Here is a 26033-nt window from a genome sequence, read left to right on the forward strand (position 1 = left end):
TTTTATGAGAGAATTTGATGTTGAAAAACAGACAAAACAATTAATTGAGTACACCAGAGAATGGTTCAACAAATTTGGAGAAAACAGCCGCGCTGTACTTGGTATTTCTGGAGGAAAGGATTCTTCTGTTACAGCTGCAGTTTTAAAAGAAGCACTTGGTGCTGAGCGAGTTCTTGGAATCATTATGCCAAACGGCGAAATGAGCGACCTTGATGATGCAAAGCTTCTTGTAGATTTCCTTAAGATTCCAAATGAAATCGTTCCTATCACAGATTATTACAATGCAGCTATTGCTACATTTGAAAAGGCAGAGAAGTTTGAAGTTACTAAGGATCTTAAAATCAACCTTGCGCCACGTCTTCGTATGTCTACCCTTTACGCAGTAGCTCAGGGACAGCCTGTTACTACTTTTGTGGTTAACACATGCAATGCCTCTGAGGACTACGTAGGTTACTCTACAAAATACGGCGATGCAGCTGGTGATGTTTCGCTTCTTCAGGATTTCACAGTTACTGAGGTTCTTCAGATTGGAGAATATCTTGGATTGCCAGAGCAGCTTGTTCACAAGGTTCCATCTGACGGTCTTTCTGGAATGTCAGATGAGGATAAGCTTGGTTTCAAATATGCTCAGCTTGATGAATATATTTCAAATGAAAATGCAGACATCCCTGCAGATGTAAAGGCTTCCATCGATAGAAAGCACGTTGCAAACCTTCACAAACTACAGCTTATGCCTGCATATAAGAGACATTAATTGCTAAATAAATTAATTACCTTCTGTATAGTCTTAAAGCCTTCATAATCGTAGCGCTCTACAGCCTCGATTACGATGATATCAGCGTTCTTGATATCGCTGGATACTTCCTTCATATAGTCACGATGAACGAAGGTGCAGTTGGTAAAATCTTTAGATATATATGGCATCATGTTTACACGGAAGCTGTCGCCGATGAGGCACAGCTTCTTTTCATTTGCCCCATTACTGGTGGTGCGACAAATCATTTTTTCCACATTGAGACCATTTACAGTTACATCAGGTCGATAATCCACTGTATACTCTGCATCGTCGTGAGTAACCATGGAATCAGGAATTCCCATATAGGTATAGAGCTCGTACTTATCCGCATCCTGTGTTCCTACAATCCACGAAGCAGGATCTGTCTGCTCAACTCCCATAGCTGCATACAACGCATTTGTACCATATAAGCCACCAAGGTGATTCCAGTGACTGTCGTATTTGTAATACACCTGATAAGTACCAGATGCCTCCAACTCCTCTATAATCGGATATATAAATGGAGCCTTCGCTTCATTTTGCATTTTCTCATAGAGACGGGAAATACGTCTCCAATCATCCACCTTTTCCACCGTAGGCATGTACTTTGGATATACAGAAGACTTGTTAGGTGCTATGAGAACATAAAGCTCCTTTCCGCGAGCCGCACATATTGACTGAAGCTGATTTACAAGATTTACGTAGTGCTGCATCTCATCCTCACTAAGGATGTTGGAACCTACATAGCACTCATATTCATTTTCTCCATACAAAAACAGCCAGCCAAATCTTCCCACGATTACATCCTGATTAACTCTAAGTGGGTAAAAGGCATCGTCATCAATAATATCCTCAGTGGCCACCTGCACCTCTTCTCCAGGTACAATTGGCTTGTTAGTCTGACCACGCTCCACAATTTTATCCTTCTTTTCAGCACCGGCACTATAAAGCATTTGGCCCACTGCTGTGGCCACCTTCTGATACTGTCCATCGATAACATTGTTAATAGATTTGTATGCTGAAATCAGTGTATATCTAAACGGAATCCTGTCATCTATAAATCCACTTACGCTCTCTCCAGTATTGATCAGATTACTCCACTCAATTTCCTGCATCTGACGCTTCTCAGTTTCAACTACAGAAAGTGCATTGTAGCTTTCTTCTGAAAATAGGCGCAACATACCGCCTCCCACCCATGGCAACACAAGGAGTGCAAGAAATACCAATATGAAAATTTTGTTCTTTAGATTAGTTAATTTCATAACACCTCAATGGAAAGCTTAAAATTGATAATAAATAAATGGATTATAAGTACCGTTCACAAGGAACAAAAGGCTAAGAAGCAGCAACCCTAGACATACAAAGGCGTTGCCCTTAACTGCCTTAATACTCATGTGAGCCTGTACAAAGCCTCCAAAGAGACATGCACATATAAAGGCAATCACGCTCATTCCTGAAAGCTCATTTAGAAGATTTATTGGCCTAAAGCCACCAACAAACATTCTTGAAATAAAGATTCCTGCGTCCATAATTGTGTTCGCACGGAACACAACCCAAAGAAGCGTTACCACAATAAATATTAATATCCTGTTCAAAAACTTAACTGGATTTTTCTCCAGAATCTTTCCAAACCATAACCTTTCAAAAATCAACAGAATACCGTATACAACTCCCCATATAAGGAAGGTCCAGTTGGCACCATGCCAGATTCCAGTAAGTAAGAATACTACAAAGATATTCCAACAGGTTTTTGCCATAGAGCATCTGCTTCCTCCAAGTGGAATGTATACATAATCTCTAAACCAGGTGGAAAGAGAAATATGCCAGCGTCTCCAAAAATCTCTGATGGATTCTGCTCGATAAGGATGGTCAAAGTTCTCTTTGAAATCAAATCCAAACATCTTTCCAAGTCCGATTGCCATATCGGAATACCCGCTGAAATCAAAGTAAATCTGGAAAGTATAGCAGATAGCACCAAGCCATGCCACTGTTGCATCTAACGTTGAAATATCAGATTGCCATACCTTATCAGCTACAGTCGCTATCGTATTTGCGATAAGTACTTTTTTGCTAAGTCCAAAACAGAATCTCTTTATTCCTTCCGCAAACTCATAAGACCCCACAGAGCGGTCTGTCAGCTGACCGGCAATGTCTTTGTAATGAACAATTGGACCTGCAATCAACTGTGGAAAACAGGCAATATAAAGAGCAAAGAATAATAGATTCTCCTGAATCTCTGCCTTATTGTTATAAACATCTATAACATAGGATAAGGCTTGGAATGTGAAAAATGATATTCCTACAGGTAGGACAATCTGGTCTATCCCCAGGGCACCTGTGCCAACACCAGAAAAAATACCTGTAGCACGTTCTGCTCCCGTAAGCTCCCCACCAAAAAACAGATTTTCAATTGTAGCAATGAAAAGGTTGAAATATTTAAAGAAGAACAACATTCCCATGTCACAAACAATAGCGCATAAAAGTCCTACTTTTCTTACACCATTACCATGTCGGTCCTGTGCCACAAGAAAGCCTGCGCACCAGTTTATCAAAATAACCGCAGCAATAAGCAGCAGATATTTCACGCCACCGAAGGCATAGAAAATCAAACTGAAGCACAGCAATATGTAGTTAGATAAAATGATTTTGCGCTCCTGCCCTCCACCTATCACTCTTGGAACCCCGTAGTAAACCAAGAGACAAAGTGGAAGGAAGATTGTGCAAAATATAAGTGAGCTAAAAACCAATTTACTCTCCCCGTGAATTGAAAATTAACCTGCTAAAAGGTTTATTCTTATAAAACCATCCCACAATTTTGTCGCATGCAAAAGCTCCAATAAAAGTAACCACTGTGCAGGCTACAGCCTTTACTGGGAAGCTTGCATCTGAAAGTAATTCCTGCACCAATCGGATGGCATAAAACTGATTCAAATAAATCATAAGACTGACCTTGCCCATCCATGAAAAGATTGGCTTATCAAAAAACTCGTGGCAAGGATTTATATCTGAAAATGAAAGAATTACAGCAACCCACATAACAAAAACTACAGGATAGCTATAATTTACATCCATCTCTGTGCACGCATATCTAAATACAATCAAATAACAAATAATCTCTAAAGCACCAAGTAAGCGCTTTCCCGCCTTAGAAAAATCATATCGATTAAACTGTCTGGTAAGACTGTAGGTGCTGCAGCCTAGTGCCATTTCAGAAAGACCTCTTAAGAAGCATTTGTAGAACATACCAGTCCAGGCATCCACTCCTGCAATTCCATCATACTCGTGAGCCATGTAGCCCAGGATAAACAGTGCAAGAAGTGGGCAAACAATCTTAACAAATACGTCGTAATATTTTCTAAGCAATGGGTAGAAGATGAAGGTAACCATGAACCAAACATCCAGGTACCAGGTAAGCTTATTTACCCATGTGCTATCGAAACCAAATACCTGAAGGAAGAAAATCGAAGCCCAAGAATCTACAACGTAATGATATCTATCAAGAGCTGTATGCTCCAAATAATACGCATTTACGATAATTGTAAGTACCGTTGCAAATAGATGATATGGGAATACATTCCAAAACTTCTTCTTCATCATCAGAGCAGTTTCTGTACCTATTTGCTCAGTAGATTTCTCTCTTTTGGCATAGGCACTAGCAGCAAGCAGGTAGCCTGATACCAAAAAGAAAAACTCTACTCCTATATAGCCTCTGGCGAAAAAATTGAAACCAGTATTTCCTAGCTCAATCATTCCGCCTTCGGCAAATCTTTTGTGAATGTGAAAGAACAATATTGCCAAAGCAAAAATAAAACGTAAAAACTCCACCCGTCCATTTTTCTTTGTCATCATTGCCTCCTTTTATTTTATAAACAATCCATTAGAAGCTGTGTCCACCACCGGAATGGCCGCCACCTCCTGAGTAGCCTCCGCCTCCTCCGGAAAATCCTCCGCCAGAATGACCTCCCGAACTACTATTTTGAGAGCGTCTCACTCTGCGTGTATCGTATATTGCCGCTGTGCCCGCAATTGCTGCACCAGCCAAAAGAATTTCTGAGCCCTTGCTGTCCATTTTTACTTTCGAACGCTCCGACATAGCCATAAAGAAACTGAACAGGAATCCAATTATTATGGCAAGCAGAAAGGCTACGATAATTCTCATAGGTCTTAAAATAAAACCTTTATTTGTAAGTGTATCCGCCTGATTGAAAGCCTTAAGGATACAGGTTTTATAGTCGCCCTTAGACGCATAGCGATATATATTATCCGTAATATCTGTGGCGTCTGCACTTGATATGCTTCTCTGGTATTTACCATAGCCAGACATCCATATCACGCGCTCATCCATATCAATGATAAATGCTACTCCATCATCATAATTGGAATACTGTGAAGTATAGTAATCAAACAGCTTCTCATCAGTAGTATCCATGCTACTCTCACTTGTTGTAGCTACCACATATTTTGTATTGCTATTCAAAGTCTCAAGATATTCTAATACCTCAGACTCATCTTCATCAGAAAGAATATCTGCATCATCTGCAATGTAAATATTCGATGCTGCAGCATGAACATCAACTGGTGTAAACAGCAATGCTGCAGCCATTAATCCAAGAACAAATCTTTTAATCTCTCGCATTTTCTAACCTACCTCCCTTCTTAAGGAATTGAGGTGCAGGATGAGTTGCGAATCGATTATATTCGTTCACAATGGCATTTATAGAAAATAGAATTACCACAAATGCCACAATCAAAGCTGCATAATAAAAAATATCATTTGGTAAATTGATAAGCCTTACCGCTATGGAAAAGGCCCATGCTAAAATTCCAAGGAGCATTACATTCTTATCACCCTTTTTCACCTTAATAAGTGCCGCAATAACCATTACCACACTTGCAGGATAAAAGATATAAGGTAGGATTCCAAGTAATGCACCTGTCATCTGCATCGATACAGCAAAAATCACTAATGCAATTACTGTAATCAAACTTGTGAGCATCGCTACGTTTAACGATGAAGATGTCTTTTTAGGTTTCTTAATCTTTTTAGCCTTTACGTTTTCTGCATTTTGGAAGTAGCCCTTGTCATTAAGATGCTGGTCTGAACTATAGGTACACTCAGCCAAAATTGCTCCTACCAAGGCTATTAATGCAGATACCAATGCACTAAATGAGCATAGGCTTTTAACATTAAAACTAAAATTCAAAATAAAGCTGGCCAAAAGAAGTACTACAAATATGCCTGCTGAAACCTTTCCTGCAAATGAGTACATCTTTCTCTTATCAATGGGCATATCGATGTAGGATACACCGTTTGCTCCGTTAATAATTGAGTATGCTACTCTGTCATTATACTTGGTAGTCATGAAGTACATAGGCATGTAAGCGCCCTGTACATCATCGTACTTCAAATCATTTGTAAGCTTGGTTTCGATTTCATATCTGGCAGATGGTTCTGGGCTGTACCCATGACTGCCCTTAGCCACCTCACCACAAAGATAATCTACTGCCTTATCTAAGGAATCTGATTTATAAACATCCTCATCAACAGTGGAATTCTCCACAAAAAAGCCTGCCAAATATCCTGGATTAAAGCTTCTCACCTTATCCATAGGGAATGGTTCAAGCTTTGCCGCAATGCTATCGTCCAAAGTCTGGGATGCATCAAAAGGAACCTTCAGGCTGTCAACCTTTACCGACACATCGACAGTAGCATAATCTGTAATATAGTAATCTGCTGTAGAATGTGTAGTCGTCCCCTTATACTCTATCTCATCATTAATACTGTAGTCATAAAGATAGTAAGGCACATACATTCCTACCAGCTTCTCGATATTTTCCTTATCCTCCAACCCCTCTGGAGTAAAGTGAAGATGCCCTGTAAGACTTCTGTATTTGTCTCTGGCTTTCTCCTTATTAAGCTGGAAAGGTAAGATATATTTTGGAGCTCCCTCTGTAGAAAACTTCTCCTGCATTGTGGCCTGATTGCCACAATATGGGCAGAACTCCATTCCATCGTTATCAATTAGCTGGATTTCTCCACCACAGCTAGGACACTGATAAATGTTTGTATTTATAGTGTCCATGCCAATCTTATCATCTGGTGTATAACTATCTACATCTGTAAGTGACCCACAGGATCTACATTTCAATTTTTGATCTTCCGCAGAAAATCTAAGCTGCCCTCCACAACTAGGGCATGGAAACATTGTTGCCATTTATTACTCTCCAACCCCTTAAGGTCTCTTAGTGCCGCAATTTACGCAGAAGTTGCCGTAGTTCTCATTACCACAATTTGGGCAGAACCATCTACCTGCCTGTGGCTGGCCCTGCTGCATAGGCTGACCTGCTGGCATACCCTGCTGCTGAGCTGCACCTGCATTTAATAACTCTGCTGCATTTGCTCCACCAACCTGAGCTGCCATATTTAATCCATAGAAGCCCATAGCTGCACCATTTGCATTGTTTGCTGCTGCTTCCATAGCTGCTGCCTGAGCCTGAACAAGTGTGGCTCCAGCCATAGCCTGATTGCGGAAAGCTCCAGTCTTCTGAAGCTCTTTGAGTGTAGCTGCATCCTCATCTGGAATGATTGTAGAAAGAATCTGAACTGATGTAAGGCTCAAACCATACTTCTCTGTCCAGTCGTGATTAAGCTCCTCACCCATAGCGTCAGAGATTTCTTTTGTATACCCTGGAATAGCTGATGGTCTGATTCCCATTCCTGAAAGCTTTCCAAGTGCTGGCTGTAATCCCTGTACGAAAGTAGCGCGAAGCTGCTCCTGAATATCGTCGATTGTGTACTCATCCTTAACATTTCCAGCAAGGTTTGTATAAAGTGCAGTTGGATCTGAAACCTGAAGGCTGTAGTTTCCGTTGCACTTTAAGGTTGTATCCATATCAAGACCGATATTGGCATCTAATACTCTAAATGGAATTGGAGATGGAGTACCAAACTTAAGACCTGTAATATCCTTCGTATTTACGAAGTATACTCTCTGCTGAACTGGCTTCTCTCCGCCAAAAGTGAAACGACGTCCAAACTCCTTGAATACCTCTGCAAAGTTACCTGCAAAGATTGATGCAGAACCATTATCCTCCCATGAATATGCACCTGCCTCAGCAGCTACATCGATAATCTTTCCGCTATCTACCAAAAGAGCACACTGACCTTCGTTAACGATTACTACAGAATCCTTAGTAATAACATCCTGCTCTCCCTTAGTGTTGCTGCTCTTACCAGAAACCTTGTGTGTGGCTCTCTTTAAAAGAACATCGTTTGACATAGAATCGCAAACGAAGAACTCTTTCCACTGATTAGCCAGCTCCGCTGATACTGACCCCTTAAATGCCTGAATTAATCCCATTTGTTACATTATCCTCCTGACAAAATTTAATTACCTTATATTATAAACAATATTACCCACTAAAACAAATTAGGAGGCCTTGCGGCCTCCTGTTTATACTATGTAGTTTACTGCTAATTTCCTAAAAGTAATCCAGTTAACAATCATTCCTGCTAATATAAATGCTGCTAATGCTACCCATACCACTCCCTGATTAAAAAATGAATTTGTGAAGAAATCAAATATCATCACAAATGGAGTTGCACTCTCTGGGAAAACATGTGTAAGTCTTGGCAAACCAATACAAGCAACCATGAAAACGATGTAATAAATCCAGAAAACATTTTTACCGTAACGAATAACATTATTTCCTGCCAAGCCTTCAATCCACATGAATAAACCGTAAAGGAATGCTGCCACCTTCAAAATCACATTTGCATCAGCCTCTGTAACAAGTATAAGAGCCAATATTACCACAACTAACAGTTCCAAAAAATCTGCAACTCTTAATCCGATAAAAAGTTTTTTTCTTGTCATTCCAAAACTCAGGCCCTTTGGCACTTCATCTGCAATGTAGAAAATCTTCAAAAATCCGTTTGTTCCTAAATATGCTCCACCAACTCCAAACAAAAGCATTTCTCTAAAATCCTCTGGTTCCATTGGGTCAGACTGAGAAACTATAAAGTATATAACCAGCATAAGCACAATGGAAAAAACTATAACCAACAGGTTGATTAATTCTGAATACTTCTTTATTTGAGCTATTGCCCTAATGTTTCTATTCATAATTCCTCCAGTCTAATTCACCATACATTTGCTATTAAGCTTATAAGCCCATAACTCCAGTAGAATGAATACTATAATTGTTCCCACACCAATTACTGTAAGTGATAAACCATTGTTTAATGCACTAATATGAATCTGTTTTCCTACCGCTGCCATTGCACCAACAACACCACCAAGACATGCCATTATCATAATAATAATCATCATTACTATCTTACCGAATTTCTTTATCTTATATCCTATAACTGTTCCAATTACTCCAGCTAAGATTGAAGCAGCAGCTGCAAGAAATGTAAAACCTACAAGCATCTTACGATCAAAAATAAAACATATTGCCAGACTAACAATTACACAACCTGTTATAAACGTAAGCTGCTGAATGATTTGTCCCCAGAATACATCCTTCCTTCTGGCTCCCATGGAAAGGACCACACTATCAAGCCAATTTGGTCCATAAATGGCATATATTGTGTTGAACAAAATCATAAACATACCGGTAAATGCCACAACATTCTGAACGATATATCCCAACATGTCCGTCATCTCTGCGCCCATTAAAAAGAACTCAAATGCAAGAATCACTTGAAGGCCCATAACAAGTCCAAAAATTTTAATACCCTGTATAAAATAATGTTCGGCAGATCTTCGTGCTAAGCTCTTCATGATTTATGCCCCCTTTCTGTCATCTACGCACATAGCATAAAAAAGATTCTGAAGTGCAACAGGCTCAACCTGAACATCATCTCCAAAATCAGCAACTGGCTCATCTGCCAACACAGTAACAACCTTGTTTCTTCCAATGCTCTCTGGATGATATACCTTAAATCCGTCTGTAGCCTTGTCTACCAATGTGTCCTCTCCACTAACTCTGTATGCTCTTGAAAGAAGCTCTTCTGTGTTTTCCTGAAGAACAATCTGTCCATCGTCAATGATGATAACTTTTTCAAATAATGAAGCTGCCTCTTCAATGATATGGGTACTAATGATAAATGTACGACCAGTCTGTGCGTACTCATCAATCACAAGCTTATAAAACTGCTCTCTTGCAACAACATCAAGACCTGCTACTGGCTCATCCAGGATTGTTATATCAGCCTTGCTGGCAAGGGCGATTATGATTGTCAAAGATGAAAGCATACCTTTTGAAAGTTTGCTTACTCTCTTCTTAGGGTTGAGATTGAATAGTGCCACAAGCTCCTTTGCATAAGCCTCATCCCAATATTTATAGAAAACCTTTGCAGTCTTTAAATAGTCCTTTACCTTCATACTGTTTGGACCAAACATGGTAACCTGAGGAATCTCTCTAGAGTAACAAATGTGTGACAGTGCTTCCTCGTTTTCCCATACTGGCTGACCATCTAATGTAACTGTCCCCTCTGTGGCAGGGTTCTGAGCTGTAAGAATTGAAAGAAGTGTAGTCTTACCTGCTCCGTTTCTTCCAATCAAGCCATATATCTTTCCAGTCTCAATATCAATATTTACATTCTTAAGAACTGTATCCTTTCCATATTTCTTTACTATATTTTTACCTGATAATGTTCCCATATGTTTTCTCCTTTTATTCTAAAGCTCCTTAGTGTCATCAATCATCTTCTTAAGCTCTGCCTTGTCGATTCCAATAAGCTTTGCCTCGCTGATGATTTTCTTAACATAGTTCTCATAAAAGCTTGTTTTTCTAGTCTCTTGTATTTTTGATTTTGCCCCTTCACACACAAACATACCTATACCTCTCTTCTTGTATATAATGCCTTTGTCTACCAATAAATTAATTCCCTTAGCTGCTGTAGCTGGATTAATCTTATAAAATTTCGAGAGCTCTGTAGTGCTAGGTACCTGCTCTTCTTCTCTTAAAATATCCCTTAAAATTTCATCCTCAATCATCTCACTGATTTGAAGGTAAATTGATTTATCTTCCCCAAGATTTTGTATCACATTTTCACCTCCTTTAGTCCATTGGTTAATTACTTGTGTAATTAACCATAACACCTCAATTATATATTGTCAACCCTTCCTTAAGTGAAATTTTTAAAAAAAGGATTCTAGCCAACCGACTAGAATCCATCTACTTTACAAATCAATTATCTCTATATCTATTTCCTCTTCCACATCTTCAATCTCTGGCTGCTGACGTCTGCGAGGCCTTGGCTCTCTTCTCTCTCTTGGTGGTCTGGAGGTTTTCTTAGCACCTTCCAGCTTCTTCACCTTCTTCTTGGCCACAAGTCTGGCTGGTATGAAGTGAAGAATAAAAATCATCACGATGACATACAAATGTACAAAGAATATATTTGTAATTACTCCGTTATGCTTCAGCAGGTATCCTGTAGAATATCCATATGCACAGAGAATCGCAAGATTAACAAGAGCCATAATCATAATAGGTATGTTGGCAGCTGCGTTCTTAATGCAATTCAGGAAATCCTTGAAGCTGGCATCAAAGTATACGAAACGTCCTATCATAAGAGTGAGGAAATATGCGATAAGTGTATCGTAGTTAGCACTCTCATAGATGAACTTAAGATAGCATAAAATCAAAATCATATATGCCATTCCTGTCAGTCTGATAGATGCCATGGCCTCCCTGTCCAAATGCTTTAATCTAACAAGCACATGATCACAGAAGGAATTAAGCAGAATGGATATAATCATAAAAATCAATAGCAGGTAATCCTTGTATGAATCCCAAATCTCTTTAAAGGGACCTGATTTCAAAAAGAGATTTATCAAAAAGTATACTGCCATGAAGCCTATGATACTTCCACCCGAAAAAATCAGCTCATAGTATCTTTCGGATAGGGAGAAAAACTCCTGCTCGAAATAATCATCGTTCTTCTTTGTGCCTTTGGCATATAAATAAAAAATCAAATAGACTATGCCAAGTAACACGCCTGTTAGCAGTGCAAAAAATATACATTGTGGCAACTGAAAATAGTGTGCCAAATATTCACTATAACTCATGTCATAAAACCTTCTTTACTTCAAATTATTTATCCTTAAACAGTTTAGCCATCTGCATCCTTACAGTCAACATGCACAATATCTAATACCTGTCTATTTTCTATTGAGCGCCACTCCTACATTAGCTATAATCAACTAAATACTAGTTTTAAATACGAAAATAAGGGAGTGGAATCAGTTTCTCAGCCATGACAATGGAGAATCTTGATACTCCATTTATTGAACTTGGAAAAATTCGTAAGGATCTTGCTGAAGCTGAACAGTCAGTCAACCCAGTTCCAATAGAAGGCAAATTTGAAGGTCAGCTTATTTTCACACCAGAGTGCTTTAGAGCTCTTATGTATACCTACATGGAAATTGCTTTATCAGATGATGTAATTATTGATAATTCTAGTCTCTGGCGCAATAAAATTGGTCAGAAGGTGGCTGTTGACTCCTTCAATGCTTCAATTAAGCCTTGGGATGAGCGAATCATAAACCACGAGTATCACACTAATGATGGCTTCAGAAGTGAGGATTATACCATCATAGAAAATGGTATGCTTAAATCATTTGCCACAACTCTTTTCGGCGCTAACAAGGCAAAGGTAGACAGAGCAGGAAACACAGACCTCTGTTACGTTGTTGAGCCTGGTGACACAAGCCTTGATGATATGATTAAAAATGTTAAGAAGGGGCTTATAGTGGGATCTATTTCCTGCGGTGAACCTAGAACTAACGGAGAATTAGCAGGCGTGGCAAAGAACGCCTTCTATGTCGAAAATGGTGAGATTAAGAATGCTGTTTCCGAGACAATGGTCAGCTTCAACGCCATAAAGATTCTTGAAAACATTGTTTCAATTTCAAAGGAAGTTCTTGCAAACGGAGATTGGGTACTACCTTATATCTGCGTGGATGGAGTTACAATTTCAGGTAAATAAAAGACAAGGAGGCGAATCAGATTGACTCGCCTCCATTTTTATACCATTGCCTCTACAATTATTAAATCATCTTCACTTCTAATCTGGAAATCTCCATCATATTTATCAACAACAGCCTGTATATTTCTCATACCATATCCATGAACCTTATTAGCTCGTTTGCTGGATATCAGTTTTCCCTTTTCATATTCCAACGGGTGATCTGAGGTGTTGCTGGATATGATGCAAAGATTGTCATTAAAAGGCCAGCTTTGAATGGATATCTTTCCTCCGTTGGCATTAGCTTCGATAGCATTCTTTAAGATATTGGAAATCAAAATACATAAATCATAATCCCCAATATTCTTCTCCTTTGGCACCACCATCTGAATTTCAAGGTCTGTTCCCCTTTCATCCGCTAAGGCTTTCATCTGTCCCAAGACACCGTCAATAGCTGGATTACCTGTATAAGATACCCTTCTAAAGGACTGTGTATCCTTAAGAAGATTGTCACAGTATTCGGAAACCTTCTCTATATTTCCCTCTGCTGCAAGAGCAGATAATGCATTTAGGTGCGCTACCAAATCATGCTTAAAGGCATGAAGTCTCTCTTCACTCTTGATAATGGTATCAATCTGCTCCTGCTGCACCTCCAGTAAAAACTTTCTCTCTGAAGCAGCACGCTGAGTTTCTTTCGCTTTTCTCTCTAATAGGCCAAGATATAAGACAAACAAACAGAAAAGAATACAGGTAACCAATAGCACGTTCCCTAGCGCACTGGCGCGCTCTATCACCTGACTCGAGCCATATTTAAAATACTCCTGAACTACATTGAGTATAAACCACAAAAATATACAGCTGAAATTCATGAAAAATAGCTGCCATATATTGTAGCTGACTTCGTCCTGCTTTCCTCTAGACATATTAGACTGATAGCAAATTACTAATACAACTGCCACTGGAAAAACAGCTGCTGTATAGGCCATATAATTTTCCTGCCATCCTAGAAAATGACTATATATTACTAGGAAAACCGTCTGAATAACCGAGGTAATTGTGTATGTTGGTAGAAATAACGGAATCCACTTTTTTGCTCCACCCTTTAAAAAGAATACATTTGAGACAGAAACCACTAGAAAAATCAAACTCTGAAGGCTTTTATCAAAAGGAATTGCCAACAGATTCTCAGCAGTAATAATCGCCAATATTCCAAACAAGGTTCTCGATCTGTCGATTCTTGGCTTTGCTCCCATTATTACAAGATAAACCAAAAAAACAGATACATAATCTTCAAATGTATATATGAATCTATATATTATCTCGGCAGCCATCATAATTAAACCTCAAATCAACATTCTATTTTGTATATTAGCAAATAATGTGAAAAAAAAGAAGCCACAAACTGTGGCTTCTCTGCACTATTCAATTATCCAAATATCCACTTAATGAAACTAAAATCAAGTCCCTGTAATCCATAATACATATCGCCTTACCTCCTCCCTTTATAATTTATCATGAGCATTTTTCATTGCTAGTTCACGATATTCTTTTCTAAAAGAATCCACATAGCTTCTCCCAATATTAAGTGCAACCCCACCAGAAAGTGCCACACGGTTTCTCTCACACTTTTTTATATCATACGCATTTACGATATATGATTTATGAATCTGTATGAAGGAATCACCAAAAAGTTCCTTGTAATACGACAAAGGATTTCTTATTGCCTTTATGGTCTTGCCATTGGTACCATAAAAATCACAATAATTACCTTCTGACTTAATATAACTGATTCCAGATTTTTTTACAAAAACCTCTTTGCTAATTTCAACTACAACATCATCTTTATAATCTCTATAGGCATTTTCAAGTCGTCGTAAAACCTCGTCTGGCTGCAAAGGCTTAAGCATAAAGCCAATAACCTTGGCGCCGAATGCATCCTGCATATTCTCGTAATGACTTGTAGCAAAAATAACTCTAGCAACTCTATCATTTTTCTCTAAAATTGACTTTATTTCAACACCATTCTTTCCTGGCATTTCTATGTCTAAAAAGAGTAAATCAATTGTTCTCTCATTAGCATCCAGCCAGTTTAACAGCTCCTCACCATTTGAAAATAAAAGCTTATCGTACTCTTCCGTCTCTTTTAGAAAAGCTTTTTCTATGATTCCAGAAAGCTCCTGTTGGATTTCTTTGCTGTCATCACAAATGGCAATTGTGAACATTAGTAAAAACCTCCGATTAATATCGTATTTACGAACTGTATTACCATCTTATTATTTATTTGTAATCTTATCAATACGTTTGTGCTTAAACTTTAATTTTAGAATATCCTCTTCGTAGTAGGATGGGATATTTACAACACATTTATCCTCATTGAAATTTAGCTCTGCTGGTGTAACAAGCCAGTCCTTATACTTGTTTCCATATCTAAAGCTTACACTATCATCTGACTCGATAACTGTTTTTCTGCCCCATTTGATTCTTGCTATTCTCTTTACTGCTTTTACAAATTCCTGTTTTTCCTCAACCTTAACAGTGACAGAAACTGGCTTTGCCCACACATAGAAGAATAAAGTCATGAACAATACGAAGCAAGCTATACTTAAGGATGTAGTTATTAACATAAAAGGATTGAAAAGACTTCCGCCATCAACAAGAATCAATGTGACAAAAACGACAAAGCCTGCTGTTCCTATCATTCCAAAATGTAGTAAATATCTATTAAATGTACTCATCGTATCCTCACTTTCGGGTTGTTTCCCCCAGCCCAGACATGAAGCTGGAGGAAAAATATAAATAATTCAGAATCCACGATATATTTTTACCATGCATGTATATAGCATTCAACACTGATGTGGCATACAACAGTTTCTTGTTACAAACGACAAAAAAGGAGGCTGTTTTGCCTCCTTTCATTAATCGTTTCCATATACCACTTTATAATACGAGTCAAAAAGTTGTTTTATCTCTTCCTGCTCTTCCTCTGGCGCAAGCTTCAGATAATCTGACAGAAGCCCTCTATCTTTAAACTCTTTATCGGACTCCTTAATAAGTCTTGCCTTCGTCATTTCCACATCAATCCTGATTTTCTTTTCCGGCGAAGCCAGCTTGTAAATGATTCGTCTTGCCAGTATTGCTCCAGCCCAGATAACCAGTATCAAAAGCACAATGCTTAGAATTACTATTCCAATAATCTTGATTAACTGAAGCCCTTCATTCTTGTAGGTTTCCTGCTGCTCTGCTCCCTCAGGAATATCTGGCAAATCCTGCACTTCCAGCTGGATTTCATTCTCAGTTTCTGGATCTATGGTTTCATTTCTGTGCCAACTGTACATTCCTGCTGTTGAGTAGGCGCTGGTTGGTTCAAAAGGAATCCAGCCTACATTCTCAATATATGCTTCAGGCCACACATGAGCACAGTTTGCTTCTACCACATAGTTTTCCTGAATTTCAAATGGGAAACTGTATCTGTACCCGATTACAGCCCTTGCAGGTATACCAATCGACCTAAGCATCATTACCATCGATGAGGTGTAGTGCACACAATATCCCGACTCTGTCTCAAAGAGGAACCTGTCAGCAATATCTGCCATTCCTTTTGAGGTACTCATATCAGAATCTGGATTATGTCCTCCAACAGCCTTGGTGTTATAGGTATACTGACGAAGATATATCTCAATAAGCTTTGCTCTGAGATAATCATTATCCGCTTTAGCAGTAATGTCTGAAGCAAGCTTTTCCATTCTGTCACTGACACCCTCTGTATCACCGTAAATCTGGTACATGTCTGTCTGTTTTAAATACTCCTCATATTCACTAGCATTCATCACGTCTTTCAAATCCTGATTATAAAGTGAAAGATAATATTCGCTGGCCTCCTGATATGTCATAGGCTCTCTGTCAATGAGAGAACCTTTTGGATTCTGAAATAGCTCCACTAAAAGTGGACTTCCGTAATCAATATCCAGATACTTTGCCTTAATCTTATAGCCTTTTCTGTGCCTATCGTCACTTCTACCCTTCTCAATAAAGCCATCCTGATTTGTTAACACCAGTGCTCCTGCTGGCGCAATTTCATCAGCTGTATCAAGGTATACATATTCCACATCCAGCTTAGAAATCTGGGAGAACATTTCAGCCTCTTCTTTATCTATGTCATTATCCTTAAGGAACTGAAGCCATTCTACCAACGCCTTTCCATCAACGCCTTTTCCACCAGCAAGATAAAGAACTCGTCTCATCTTCATCTTTTTGCCGGTCTCAGCATCCGTATATACGAAATATGGACGTTCCACAGATTCCAGAACTAGCTGCAATTTATCTGAATTAGAAATTCTACTACCAGTGGCATTGAAAGACCCGTAGCCTACTGTATATTCACTGTCTCCAATCACCGAGCACAAATAATAAGCCGTAGCATCTGCCGCATTTCCAAATACACCTTCCAGTCTTGACCAGTCGATAGGATCTCTATTCATTGGAATAAATATCAAAAAACACCCCAGCAACAGAAAGAAGTTAAATGGAAATCCCCCTTCCTTTCTTCCCCATATAATATGCTGTATAGACGATAAGGTAAGTACCACAAGCGCCACAAACAATAGCTTATCCAAAAGCTTGTCGCCCCAAAAGGCTGTCCAGTACATACGTAAATATAAGGCTGAGCCATCAAGCACAAAGGTGCCAAATAAAATCACTTTATCTCTGAAAGGCAGGTAATCAAAAATTATTCTTACCACCACTGCTAAAAGCACAGCAATGGCTATATCACTCCATTTTTCATTGACCTTTAAAAGGAAAAACATAAGAACCGCTGGAATCAGCGAAAATAATGGAATCGCCTTATTTTCCACAATACCATGGAGAATAAACTCCAATACTGCATATAAGAAAAAGAACAAAATGAACGTCAAAACAAAACTACCCCTGTTAAGGTCGTAGCTATCCCCTTTTACCAGCAAAAAAATCTCCAAACAAATGGTGATTAATGCAAATACAAACAGATGAAGTTTTTTCTCAACCGCAAATAATGCAGCTACTCTCTCCTTCATCAGGATCTTCTCTGATGATAATCCAAGTATCGCCTTCATTGACTTTTGACCTCCGCTCTTCTACTAACCTTTGAATCTCTTTAAAGGATTTTGAAGAGCCATAGAAAATACCATCTGCTACTATACTGTAAAAATCCATAAAGCTTTCACGGGAATCTACTGTAGATTCCTTAACATCACCTGATGGATAAATCAATCGGACCGGAACTCCCTGCTCACCGAAATGCCATGCCGCCGATACGACGAATTCCAGAAATATATCCCTCTTCTTTAGATACTCCAAATCTTCCCTGCTCTCAGGTGGATTGGAAGCTTCCATAAGAATCGTAACAGTCCTCTTCTCCATTTTATCTGGAGTTCTAACCATCAATTCTCCCTGTTTAGCTGACACCTTCCAGTTGATAGCATTTAGACTATCGCCTTTATAATAAGGTCTCATATCACTTCCAGGAGTATCCTCATAAAGCCTGTTACTTTTCAGTCCAGTATTATTGATTAAGTTTTCGATATCAAGTACCTTTGCTGCCACATCTGTTATCTGTGGTCTTACAATCGCCCTGAAGTTATACTGAACATCAAGCTCCACCGTATACATATAAAATGGATCTGTCAGGGAAATTCTGTCTATACCGATATTGTAAGCCCCAGCATATTTACAGGTTATACCAGACAACAGTTCCTTCTTCTCATGATTATCCAGGGAAATCTCCTGACCATTTTTTATCTCATAAAGGCTACATCTGTCATCCAAGGTAAACATCCCCATTCGATGAACTGGGAAAATTCCTGCATTTTCGAAAAGCACACGATATCTATGCTCCTCACCCTTGGTGACCTTATATACCTCTATCTCCTGAAAAATATTTAAGAATTTGTAATTTAATATGGTGTAAAGAATCGAAACTGGAATAATAAGCAACATTCCATAGAGCCATGCAAAAGAAACCGGCCCTCCATAATAGCTGGCAAAAATGATGCTCAGTACCAGCCCAATAAGATATGAAATTATCCCCCTTTTATGAATCTTAACCTTCATTTATCCACAAAAATATTTACTACCTTGTTAATTAGTTGCGTCGTTGCATCTCACCTGTTCAAGAATCCTTCTTACCAGATACTCTTTAGTAGTCCGGCTAAGCCTTGCCTCGCTTGTAAGTATTATTCTGTGAGTAAGTGTAAGTGTGGCAGCCTCTGCAATATCCTCTGGAATGCAGTAGTCTCTGTCTGCCATAAACGCTAAAGCCTGCGCACAGCGAAGCATCGAAAGCAGTGCTCGTGGTGAAGCTCCACAGGCAATTTCTGGATTATTTCTTGTGGCCTCTACAATCTCCACAGCATAGGTTCTAAGATTCTCTTTTATGGTGACAGCGTTAACCTGGCGACGCATTTCATTAATGTCCTCACCTGTCAAAACAGGAGTTGTATCCTGATGGAGCTGTCCCTCCAAGAATCTCTTTACCATATCCTCTGAGGCATCCTGATTTGGATACCCCACACTAAGCTTAATCATGAAACGATCAAGCTGTGCTTCTGGAAGTGGATAAGTTCCTGCCATCTCCACAGGATTCTGCGTTCCTATTACCATAAATGGTGCTGGCACAGGAATATCCTTTCCATCTATTGTGACCTGCTGCTCCTCCATTACCTGAAGCAGGGCAGATTGTGTTTTTGGGGATGTTCGATTGAGCTCATCAACAAGAACTATATTACTGACAACAGGACCTGGCATAACCTGAAAACTTTGGTCCTTAGAATTGAAAATAGAAACACCGGTAATATCCGATGGCATGGTATCTGGAGTACATTGAATTCGTGCAAAAGAAAGTGACACCGAATCTGCCAGCGCTTTGGCAAGTGAGGTTTTTCCCACACCTGGAACATCCTCTAATAGCACATGACCTTCCGCCAAAAAAGCAGCAATCAGCTTGTCGATTACTTCTCCTTTTCCAACAATACGCTGCTCCATGCTATCCTTTAGCTTTTGCACCTTCTCATTCATCTATATATCCTCCCCTCAATACTAATTTCCCATAACATTATATTTTAATCATACACTTTCTCAGATTCTGTTCAATATCTTTTGGTCACTTTTTCGATAAATGTCCATTAAAGTCCTTCACCTATAGAACAATAGAGGCTGCTGTGCTATTTTACAGTGAAAAGAATTTAATGGAGGGGAGCTTATGAAAAAATATCCATTAACTGCTGCACAAAACATGCATTACCAGTGGATTCGTAAATACGGTACACAGCAGGTCTCAGGGCTAAGTATTGTTGCTTCGCTGCAGGCCGACCTTGATTTTAATCTCTTAGAAAAATGCATTCGTATGGAAATCAAGCGATATAGCTGTATGCGAGTCCAATTCACAAGACCTGATTCCAACGGAAATATCAAACAATATATTGCTTCCTCAGATGACTATGAGATTCCACTTAGGGATCTTTCAAATATGACTATGGAAGAAGCAGATGATGTCATGCAAGCCTGGGCTTACAACACCATCGATGGAGCCGACATTCCTATGTTTGAGATCTTTATGGTAAAGCTACCAGAGGGCTATCGTGGATTCTTTCTGCATATGGATCACAGACTTATCGATTCTTGTGGAGTAGTTGTTATGACCAACGACATCCTGGCACTCTACACTCATTTCAAATTCGGTGCAGCAATGCCTGATGAATTAGCAGACTTTGAAGATGTTCTTATAAAGGATTTATCAAAAACTAAAAACGAAAAACGCTTCAAAAGAGATAAAAGCTTTTGGGATGATATTTTAGATAAGCTTGGCGAACCAATTTATTCCGATATTCAGGGACCTCTAACCTTAGACAAGTCTCGCAGAAAGCATAATAACCCTAATCTTCGCTCTGCCGACATAGAGCTAAAGGATTTATTTGTAGCTGTTGAAGACTATAAGCTGGAGCCCGCTTCAGCCAGGACCCTTTACGAGTTCTGCCAGAATCATCAGATTTCCATGACAAATCTTTTGCTTTTGGGAATGCGCACTTATCTATCAAAAGTAAATAACGGACAGACCGATATATCCATCCAAAACTTTATTTCCAGACGTTCCACACAAGATGAATGGACCTCTGGTGGAAGCCGCACCATTATGTTCCCTTGCCGAACAAAAATCAGCCCCAATACAGATTTTCTCTCAGCTGCCTACCAGGTTCAGGACATGCAAAACCAGATATATCTCCATGCCAACTACGACCCTCAGCTTATATATGATGAGATAAAAAAACGATATCACACACCAGAAAATACCACCTATGAAAGCTGTTATCTCACCTATCAGCCACTAACAGCAAAAATAGATAATCCTTATTTAAAAGATATTCCAATGCACTCAAAATGGTTTGCAAATGGAGCGGCCACGAAGAAAATGTACCTTACAGTTTCCCACACTGAAGATGGTGGAATGAATTTCTCATATCACTATCAGACAGCAGCTTTAAATGAAAAGCATATAGAGCTTTTAAACTATTACCTTATGAGAATCATTTTCCGAGGTGTGGAACAGCCAAATCTTACCGTAGGCGAGATTATGGCGGCAGTGTAAAGGAGGTTAGCCATGACAATAGAAAAAGCTTTTAAACAGTTAGTAGCCCAGTATTGCAAAATCTCACCAACAGAGCTGACAGGAGAGAAAAGATTCCGCGAGGATCTGGACTTTTCTTCCCTGGATTTCATGTCCTTCCTAGGTGAGCTTGAGGACGAGTTTGATATTGAATTGGAGCAGGATAAAATCATTCAGATTCACACTATCGATGAAGCACTTTCTATGATTCAGGAGTTACAGGAGGTGGGTTAATGAAACTACTTAGATGGATTTGGTATAAATTTTTTGATAAAACTGGAAATGCTTTTACTAACTTGATGGAGGTTTCATAATGGATAATCTTAGAACTCTCTGGGATAATACCGCCAATAAATTTCAGGAACTGACTGCTGTGAGATGGCTGGATAAAAAGGCCGTCTGTGGAACTACCTATGGCAAGCTTGATGAACGAATCACAAACATCCGTAAAGGTCTTTTGGCAACAGGTTTTTCTGAGGCTCATATTGCCATTATTGGCGAAAGCAGTCTCCAGTGGATTTCCAGCTATCTTGGTATAGTAACCGATACAAACGTTGCCGTTCCTTTGGATGCTTTACTTCCACAGGATGATTTAATCGAGCTGATTAATAGGGCCGACTGCCAGGTTCTTTTCCTTAGCCCAAAGCTTATCTCTCTTGCAGAACCTGCCCTTCAGCAATGCAAAAAGCTAAAACAGATTTGGCTACTTCAGGATTCTTATGAACAGAATATACCTAACGCCAAAATAGGAACTTTATCCGAACTGATGGACCTTGGAAAGGACAAGGAAGATACATATGGAGCAACCCCTGATTCCATCGCCACCATCATTTTCACCTCAGGCACCACAGGTAAAAGCAAAGGCGTAATGCTCACCCAGAAAAATCTTTTTGATAATGTAAAAAATGTTGATTACGAAGAAGCCCCAGGCTGTGTCATGATGAGTGTTCTACCAATCCATCATGCCTATTGTCTGGTAATGGACTGGCTTAAGGGATTTTCCCTTGGTGCGATAGTTTGTATCAATGATAGCTTTATGCACATGGTAAGAAATATCAGTATTTTCAAGCCAAGGGTAATCCTTATGGTACCTCTTATGATTGAATCTATTTATAAGAGACTATCCTCGTTGACTGAGCTTTCAGATGAAATGATTTATGAAACTGTCTTCGGTGGAAATCTAAAGATTATATTTACAGGTGGAGCTCATCTGGATCCATTTTACATAGATGAGTTTAAGAAATATGGTATAGATATTTACGAGGGCTACGGCATGTCCGAATGCTCACCTGTTATCACCACAAACACTGTTGATAATCACAAACCTGGTTCAATCGGAAAACCCCTTGCCAATGTTCAGCTTAAATTTGTGGATGGAGAAATACTTGTAAAGGGTACAAGCGTTATGAAGGGCTATTACAATATGCCTGAAGAAACTGCCTCTACTCTTGAGGATGGCTGGCTTCATACTGGAGACAAAGGCTATCTCGATAGAGACGGATATCTTTTCATCAATGGCCGTGTTAAAAATCTTATTATCATGTCCAATGGCGAAAACATATCTCCTGAGGAAATTGAGAATAAGCTAGGACTATCTCCTCTTATCGCAGAAGTTATCGTCACAGGAAACAACACTGGACTCACTGCAAACATCTACCCAGATGAGGATTATACACAGCAACAATGCTTGAACCCACTAGATATCAACAAAGAGCTTCAGGATTATATTGATAAATATAATAATGGCCAGCCAAGCTACCGACATATCACAAATCTGGTAGTCAGGACTGAGCCATTCATCCGAAACACCACTGGTAAAATTAAAAGAAATGATCCATCAATTTTCCATGAAGGGCAGAACGCCGTTTAAGAAAATTGTGGTCAATATATCTGCTATTTCTTCTGCGGGGGTCTCACAGGCCTCCGCTGTCCATTTGTGGAGCACACCAAGTGTGGAGCCAATTGTAGCCGCTATAAGATATGAAAACTGCTGCTTGTTTTTCATGTTCATGGCATCCCTTTGGCTGACTGTTGCCACATACTTATGAAACATCATCATAGCTTTCTCTAAGAAGCTGTCTCCTCTTGGGCTATGCAGTACGCTGGCCAGAAACTTGTTTTCCTTTGTGTAATTGCAGATCGCAAGAAAATATGACTGACAAAGCTGGTGGTCATCCTTTGGGTGAAAGCTCTCCATCAGCTTAAAAATATCTTCAATAGTCTTGTCCTCAGCTGCAGATAAAAGAGCTGGAACATTCTCATAGTGATTATAAAAGGTGCTCCGCACCACACCCGATTTCTTTACAACATCAGACACAGTAATCTTTTCAAATTCCTTCTCACTGCTGAGTATAAAGAATGAGTCAATTATCGCCTCTTCAGAGGTTGTGTATCTCTCATCTAATTCGTTCATAACTTTCTCCCTTAAAAAATAAGGAGTTACTCTGAGAGTAACTCCTTAATGTAATTAACTAAAAATAGGCTTTAAAGCATCAGCAAGCTTATCCTTCATTGCCTCAGCCTCAGCAAGATCATTACCCTTTGTAGTGAAGTAAGCCTTAATCTTTGGCTCTGTACCTGAAGGTCGAACAACTACTGTGCTACCGTTCTCAAGACCGTAGATAAGAACGTTTGCTGAAGGAAGTCCTGTCTCGGCTGTGTTCTTGTAATCTGTAACCTTAGAAACTGCAATACCTGCAAAATCAGCTGGTGGGTTCTCACGAAGTGAGCTCATGATACCAGCCATTGTATCCATACCTGAAAGGCCTGGGAACTCGAATGAGTCTACCTTGTTAAGGTAACGGCCGTACTCAGCGTAAATCTCCTCAAGTCTCTGCTTAAGTGAGCTTCCGATGCTGCGGTAGTAAGCAGCCATCTCGCAGATAAGCATAGAACCGATAACAGCATCCTTATCACGAACATAAGGACCTGCAAGATATCCGTATGACTCCTCGAAACCGAAGATAAATCTATCAACTTCTCCATCAGCCTCAAGACCAGCAATCTGATCACCAATCCACTTGAAGCCTGTAAGAACTGAACGAAGCTCTACGCCATAGTGCTCTGCAACTGCATCAGCAAGTGGTGTAGAAACGATTGACTTAACTGCAACTGGATTCTTTGGCATTGTACCCTTCTCGATACGACCTGCTGCGATGTAATCAAGAAGAAGAACACCAACCTCGTTACCAGAAACAAGCTCATAGCTTCCATCTGGACACTTCATAGCGATACCAACGCGGTCTGCATCAGGATCTGTAGCGAGCATAAGATCTGCGCCCTCTGCCTTTGCAAGCTCAAGACCAAGCTTAAGAGCATCAAAGATTTCTGGGTTTGGATAGCTACATGTTGTGAAATAACCGTTTGGATACTCCTGCTCTGGAACGATAGTGATATCTGTGATACCGATGTCGTTAAGAACACGAGTAACAGGAACTAAGCCTGAGCCGTTAAGTGGGCTGTAAACAAGCTTAAGACCAGCTGTCTTGCAAAGACCTGGACGAACCTGTCTCTCCTCGATTGCTGCATAGAATGCATCCTTGCAATCATCACCAACGAACTTAATAAGTCCCTTCTCAACGCCCTCTGCGAAAGACATAACCTTTGCACCTGTAAGGACATCTGTCTTCTGAATCTCAGCATAAACGATAGCAGCTGCATCATCTGTCATCTGGCAGCCATCTGGGCCGTATGCCTTGTAACCATTGTATTTTGCAGGGTTGTGTGAAGCTGTCACCATGATACCTGCATTGCATTTATAATAACGTGTTGCAAATGAAAGTGCTGGAACTGGCATAAGTGCATCGTAAATACGAACATTAATACCGTTAGCTGCAAGAACGCCTGCTGCTGTCTTAGCGAATACATCGCTCTTAAGACGTGAGTCATAGCTGATTGCAACTGTCTGATTGCCCCCCTGAGTCTTAACCCAGTTAGCAAGTCCCTGTGTAGCCTGACGTACAACGTAGATATTCATTCTGTTTGTACCTGCCCCAAGGACACCGCGAAGACCAGCTGTACCAAAAGCAAGTGCTACAGCGAATCTGTCTTTGATTTCTTCTTCATTTCCTTTGATTTTTGCAAGCTCAGGCTTAAGATCACAGTCCTCAAGGTCTGCGGCAAGCCAACGCTCATAATCTTTCATATACATAATCTTCATCTCCTCGTTTTCTCATAACTTAAAAACTCTCTTAATTTTAAGTAATTCGGTTAGGCATGTCAAATAGAAATGGGAGTTCTAATGTAACAAGAAACTTGTTTGTACAAATTGTACAAACAAGTTTCAGAGTGTAGACAAAGAGGATGCTGCAAAACCAAGTTTTGCATCATCCTTTCCTTTTTTCTAAGATTCTATTTTTATTTTTGTGTAAAAAGACCTGTTTTTAGGCCATTTTCAATTCCCATTCTTGCTGTATTTTTGCTAGCTTCTTTAAATTCATACACGCAAAGGTAAGCGCAACCTTCATTACCATGCGCGCCTTACCATACATCTGTGTATATCTGAAACCATGATTCTCTTTAGCTGTCCCAAAGATTCTTTCAATGGTTTCTTTTCTGTGAGAGTATAAATCTTTCATACCTAAGGTCTGTCTTATATCTTCACATGCTTCCATGTATTCTTCCCAGACATGACGAGTTACAAT

Annotated in this window: 24 protein-coding genes and 1 pseudogene; 5 read left to right on the forward strand and 20 right to left on the reverse strand. The window is 39.6% G+C overall.

Translation table 11 applies throughout. From position 1 onward, the window contains the following. Nucleotides 1-4: 4 nt before the first annotated feature. Nucleotides 5-754, forward strand: a complete 750-nt coding sequence (gene nadE, locus BMZ41_RS13220) for an NAD(+) synthase (RefSeq protein WP_090530399.1) — start codon at nucleotides 5-7, stop codon at nucleotides 752-754. Here nadE and BMZ41_RS13225 read toward each other — a convergent pair. From BMZ41_RS13225 to BMZ41_RS13275, 11 genes are all read right to left on the reverse strand, one after another. Beyond that, nucleotides 751-1956, reverse strand: a complete 1206-nt coding sequence (locus BMZ41_RS13225) for a DHHW family protein (protein WP_177184233.1) — start codon at nucleotides 1954-1956, stop codon at nucleotides 751-753. The genes nadE and BMZ41_RS13225 overlap by 4 nt on opposite strands. Nucleotides 1957-2055: 99 nt before the next feature. Beyond that, on the reverse strand, nucleotides 2056-3522 hold the full coding sequence (locus BMZ41_RS13230) for an MBOAT family O-acyltransferase (RefSeq protein ID WP_090530406.1): 1467 nt from the start codon (nucleotides 3520-3522) through the stop codon (nucleotides 2056-2058). A 1-nt stretch (nucleotide 3523) separates the two neighbouring features. Further along, nucleotides 3524-4621 carry an acyltransferase family protein gene (locus BMZ41_RS13235; RefSeq protein ID WP_177184234.1) on the reverse strand — a complete coding sequence of 366 codons (1098 nt, stop codon included), beginning with the start codon at nucleotides 4619-4621 and terminating at the stop codon, nucleotides 3524-3526. Between the two features lie 31 nt (nucleotides 4622-4652). Next, on the reverse strand, nucleotides 4653-5411 hold the full coding sequence (locus tag BMZ41_RS13240; protein ID WP_090170078.1) for a TPM domain-containing protein: 759 nt from the start codon (nucleotides 5409-5411) through the stop codon (nucleotides 4653-4655). After that, nucleotides 5398-6990, reverse strand: a complete 1593-nt coding sequence (locus BMZ41_RS13245) for a hypothetical protein (protein ID WP_090530409.1) — start codon at nucleotides 6988-6990, stop codon at nucleotides 5398-5400. Before BMZ41_RS13245 ends, BMZ41_RS13240 begins: the two co-directional genes overlap by 14 nt. 18 nt (nucleotides 6991-7008) lie before the next feature. Beyond that, on the reverse strand, nucleotides 7009-8136 hold the full coding sequence (locus tag BMZ41_RS13250; RefSeq protein WP_090530412.1) for an SPFH domain-containing protein: 1128 nt from the start codon (nucleotides 8134-8136) through the stop codon (nucleotides 7009-7011). A 93-nt stretch (nucleotides 8137-8229) separates the two neighbouring features. Beyond that, nucleotides 8230-8901, reverse strand: coding sequence for a hypothetical protein (locus tag BMZ41_RS13255; RefSeq protein WP_090170084.1), 672 nt, complete (start codon nucleotides 8899-8901; stop codon nucleotides 8230-8232). Between the two features lie 12 nt (nucleotides 8902-8913). Further along, nucleotides 8914-9564 carry a hypothetical protein gene (locus BMZ41_RS13260; protein WP_090170086.1) on the reverse strand — a complete coding sequence of 217 codons (651 nt, stop codon included), beginning with the start codon at nucleotides 9562-9564 and terminating at the stop codon, nucleotides 8914-8916. 3 nt (nucleotides 9565-9567) lie between these two features. Continuing rightward, nucleotides 9568-10446: an ABC transporter ATP-binding protein gene (locus BMZ41_RS13265; RefSeq protein ID WP_090170089.1), complete on the reverse strand. Its 879-nt coding sequence runs from the start codon at nucleotides 10444-10446 to the stop codon at nucleotides 9568-9570. An 18-nt stretch (nucleotides 10447-10464) separates the two neighbouring features. Then, nucleotides 10465-10833, reverse strand: a complete 369-nt coding sequence (locus tag BMZ41_RS13270; RefSeq protein ID WP_090170091.1) for a GntR family transcriptional regulator — start codon at nucleotides 10831-10833, stop codon at nucleotides 10465-10467. A gap of 135 nt (nucleotides 10834-10968) precedes the next feature. After that, entirely contained in the window at nucleotides 10969-11856 is an 888-nt protein-coding gene (locus BMZ41_RS13275) for a hypothetical protein (RefSeq protein ID WP_090530415.1), read from the reverse strand. A 188-nt stretch (nucleotides 11857-12044) separates the two neighbouring features. Between BMZ41_RS13275 and BMZ41_RS13280 the strand changes: the two genes are divergently transcribed. After that, on the forward strand, nucleotides 12045-12776 hold the full coding sequence (locus BMZ41_RS13280; protein WP_090530417.1) for a metallopeptidase TldD-related protein: 732 nt from the start codon (nucleotides 12045-12047) through the stop codon (nucleotides 12774-12776). A 38-nt stretch (nucleotides 12777-12814) separates the two neighbouring features. Here BMZ41_RS13280 and BMZ41_RS13285 read toward each other — a convergent pair whose 3' ends face one another. The 6 genes from BMZ41_RS13285 to BMZ41_RS13310 all read right to left on the reverse strand — a co-directional run bounded on the left by BMZ41_RS13285 (nucleotide 12815) and on the right by BMZ41_RS13310 (nucleotide 19805). Then, the gene (locus tag BMZ41_RS13285; RefSeq protein ID WP_090530420.1) at nucleotides 12815-14089 is read right to left on the reverse strand and encodes a sensor histidine kinase; all 1275 of its coding nucleotides are present in this window, start codon (nucleotides 14087-14089) and stop codon (nucleotides 12815-12817) included. A gap of 168 nt (nucleotides 14090-14257) precedes the next feature. Beyond that, nucleotides 14258-14977 carry a LytR/AlgR family response regulator transcription factor gene (locus tag BMZ41_RS13290; RefSeq protein ID WP_090167839.1) on the reverse strand — a complete coding sequence of 240 codons (720 nt, stop codon included), beginning with the start codon at nucleotides 14975-14977 and terminating at the stop codon, nucleotides 14258-14260. Between the two features lie 51 nt (nucleotides 14978-15028). Next, nucleotides 15029-15490, reverse strand: coding sequence for a hypothetical protein (locus tag BMZ41_RS13295; protein WP_090167841.1), 462 nt, complete (start codon nucleotides 15488-15490; stop codon nucleotides 15029-15031). A 180-nt stretch (nucleotides 15491-15670) separates the two neighbouring features. Further along, complete coding sequence (locus tag BMZ41_RS13300; RefSeq protein ID WP_090530422.1) at nucleotides 15671-17845, reverse strand: transglutaminase-like domain-containing protein; 2175 nt, start codon at nucleotides 17843-17845, stop codon at nucleotides 15671-15673. Next, nucleotides 17772-18842 (reverse strand): DUF58 domain-containing protein, encoded by a 1071-nt coding sequence (locus BMZ41_RS13305; protein WP_242870643.1) that lies wholly within the window; start codon nucleotides 18840-18842, stop codon nucleotides 17772-17774. The genes BMZ41_RS13300 and BMZ41_RS13305 overlap by 74 nt, the downstream gene beginning before the upstream one ends. Before the next feature lie 27 nt (nucleotides 18843-18869). After that, nucleotides 18870-19805 carry an AAA family ATPase gene (locus BMZ41_RS13310; protein WP_090530425.1) on the reverse strand — a complete coding sequence of 312 codons (936 nt, stop codon included), beginning with the start codon at nucleotides 19803-19805 and terminating at the stop codon, nucleotides 18870-18872. Nucleotides 19806-19989: 184 nt separating this feature from the next. Between BMZ41_RS13310 and BMZ41_RS13315 the strand changes: the two genes are divergently transcribed. The 3 genes from BMZ41_RS13315 (at nucleotide 19990) to BMZ41_RS13325 (ending at nucleotide 23260) form a co-directional block, all read left to right on the forward strand. Further along, entirely contained in the window at nucleotides 19990-21372 is a 1383-nt protein-coding gene (locus BMZ41_RS13315) for a condensation domain-containing protein (protein WP_090530428.1), read from the forward strand. 12 nt (nucleotides 21373-21384) lie between these two features. Further along, nucleotides 21385-21624 (forward strand): acyl carrier protein, encoded by a 240-nt coding sequence (locus tag BMZ41_RS13320; protein WP_090530431.1) that lies wholly within the window; start codon nucleotides 21385-21387, stop codon nucleotides 21622-21624. Nucleotides 21625-21703: 79 nt separating this feature from the next. Beyond that, nucleotides 21704-23260, forward strand: a complete 1557-nt coding sequence (locus BMZ41_RS13325; RefSeq protein WP_090530434.1) for an AMP-binding protein — start codon at nucleotides 21704-21706, stop codon at nucleotides 23258-23260. On the opposite strand, the gene BMZ41_RS13330 is transcribed toward BMZ41_RS13325, so the two are convergent. The 3 genes and pseudogenes from BMZ41_RS13330 to BMZ41_RS13340 form a co-directional block, all read right to left on the reverse strand. Then, a complete protein-coding gene (locus BMZ41_RS13330) occupies nucleotides 23228-23803 on the reverse strand; it encodes a TetR/AcrR family transcriptional regulator (protein ID WP_090530437.1) in 576 nt (191 codons plus the stop codon). The genes BMZ41_RS13325 and BMZ41_RS13330 overlap by 33 nt on opposite strands. A gap of 54 nt (nucleotides 23804-23857) precedes the next feature. After that, a complete protein-coding gene (locus BMZ41_RS13335; RefSeq protein ID WP_090530441.1) occupies nucleotides 23858-25540 on the reverse strand; it encodes a phospho-sugar mutase in 1683 nt (560 codons plus the stop codon). A 250-nt stretch (nucleotides 25541-25790) separates the two neighbouring features. Beyond that, nucleotides 25791-26033, reverse strand: a pseudogene (locus BMZ41_RS13340) (transposase); the annotation flags it as partial.

It is taken from the genome of Pseudobutyrivibrio sp. UC1225 (genome assembly GCF_900115215.1).
In the GTDB taxonomy this organism is placed as follows: Bacteria; Bacillota; Clostridia; order Lachnospirales; family Lachnospiraceae; genus Pseudobutyrivibrio.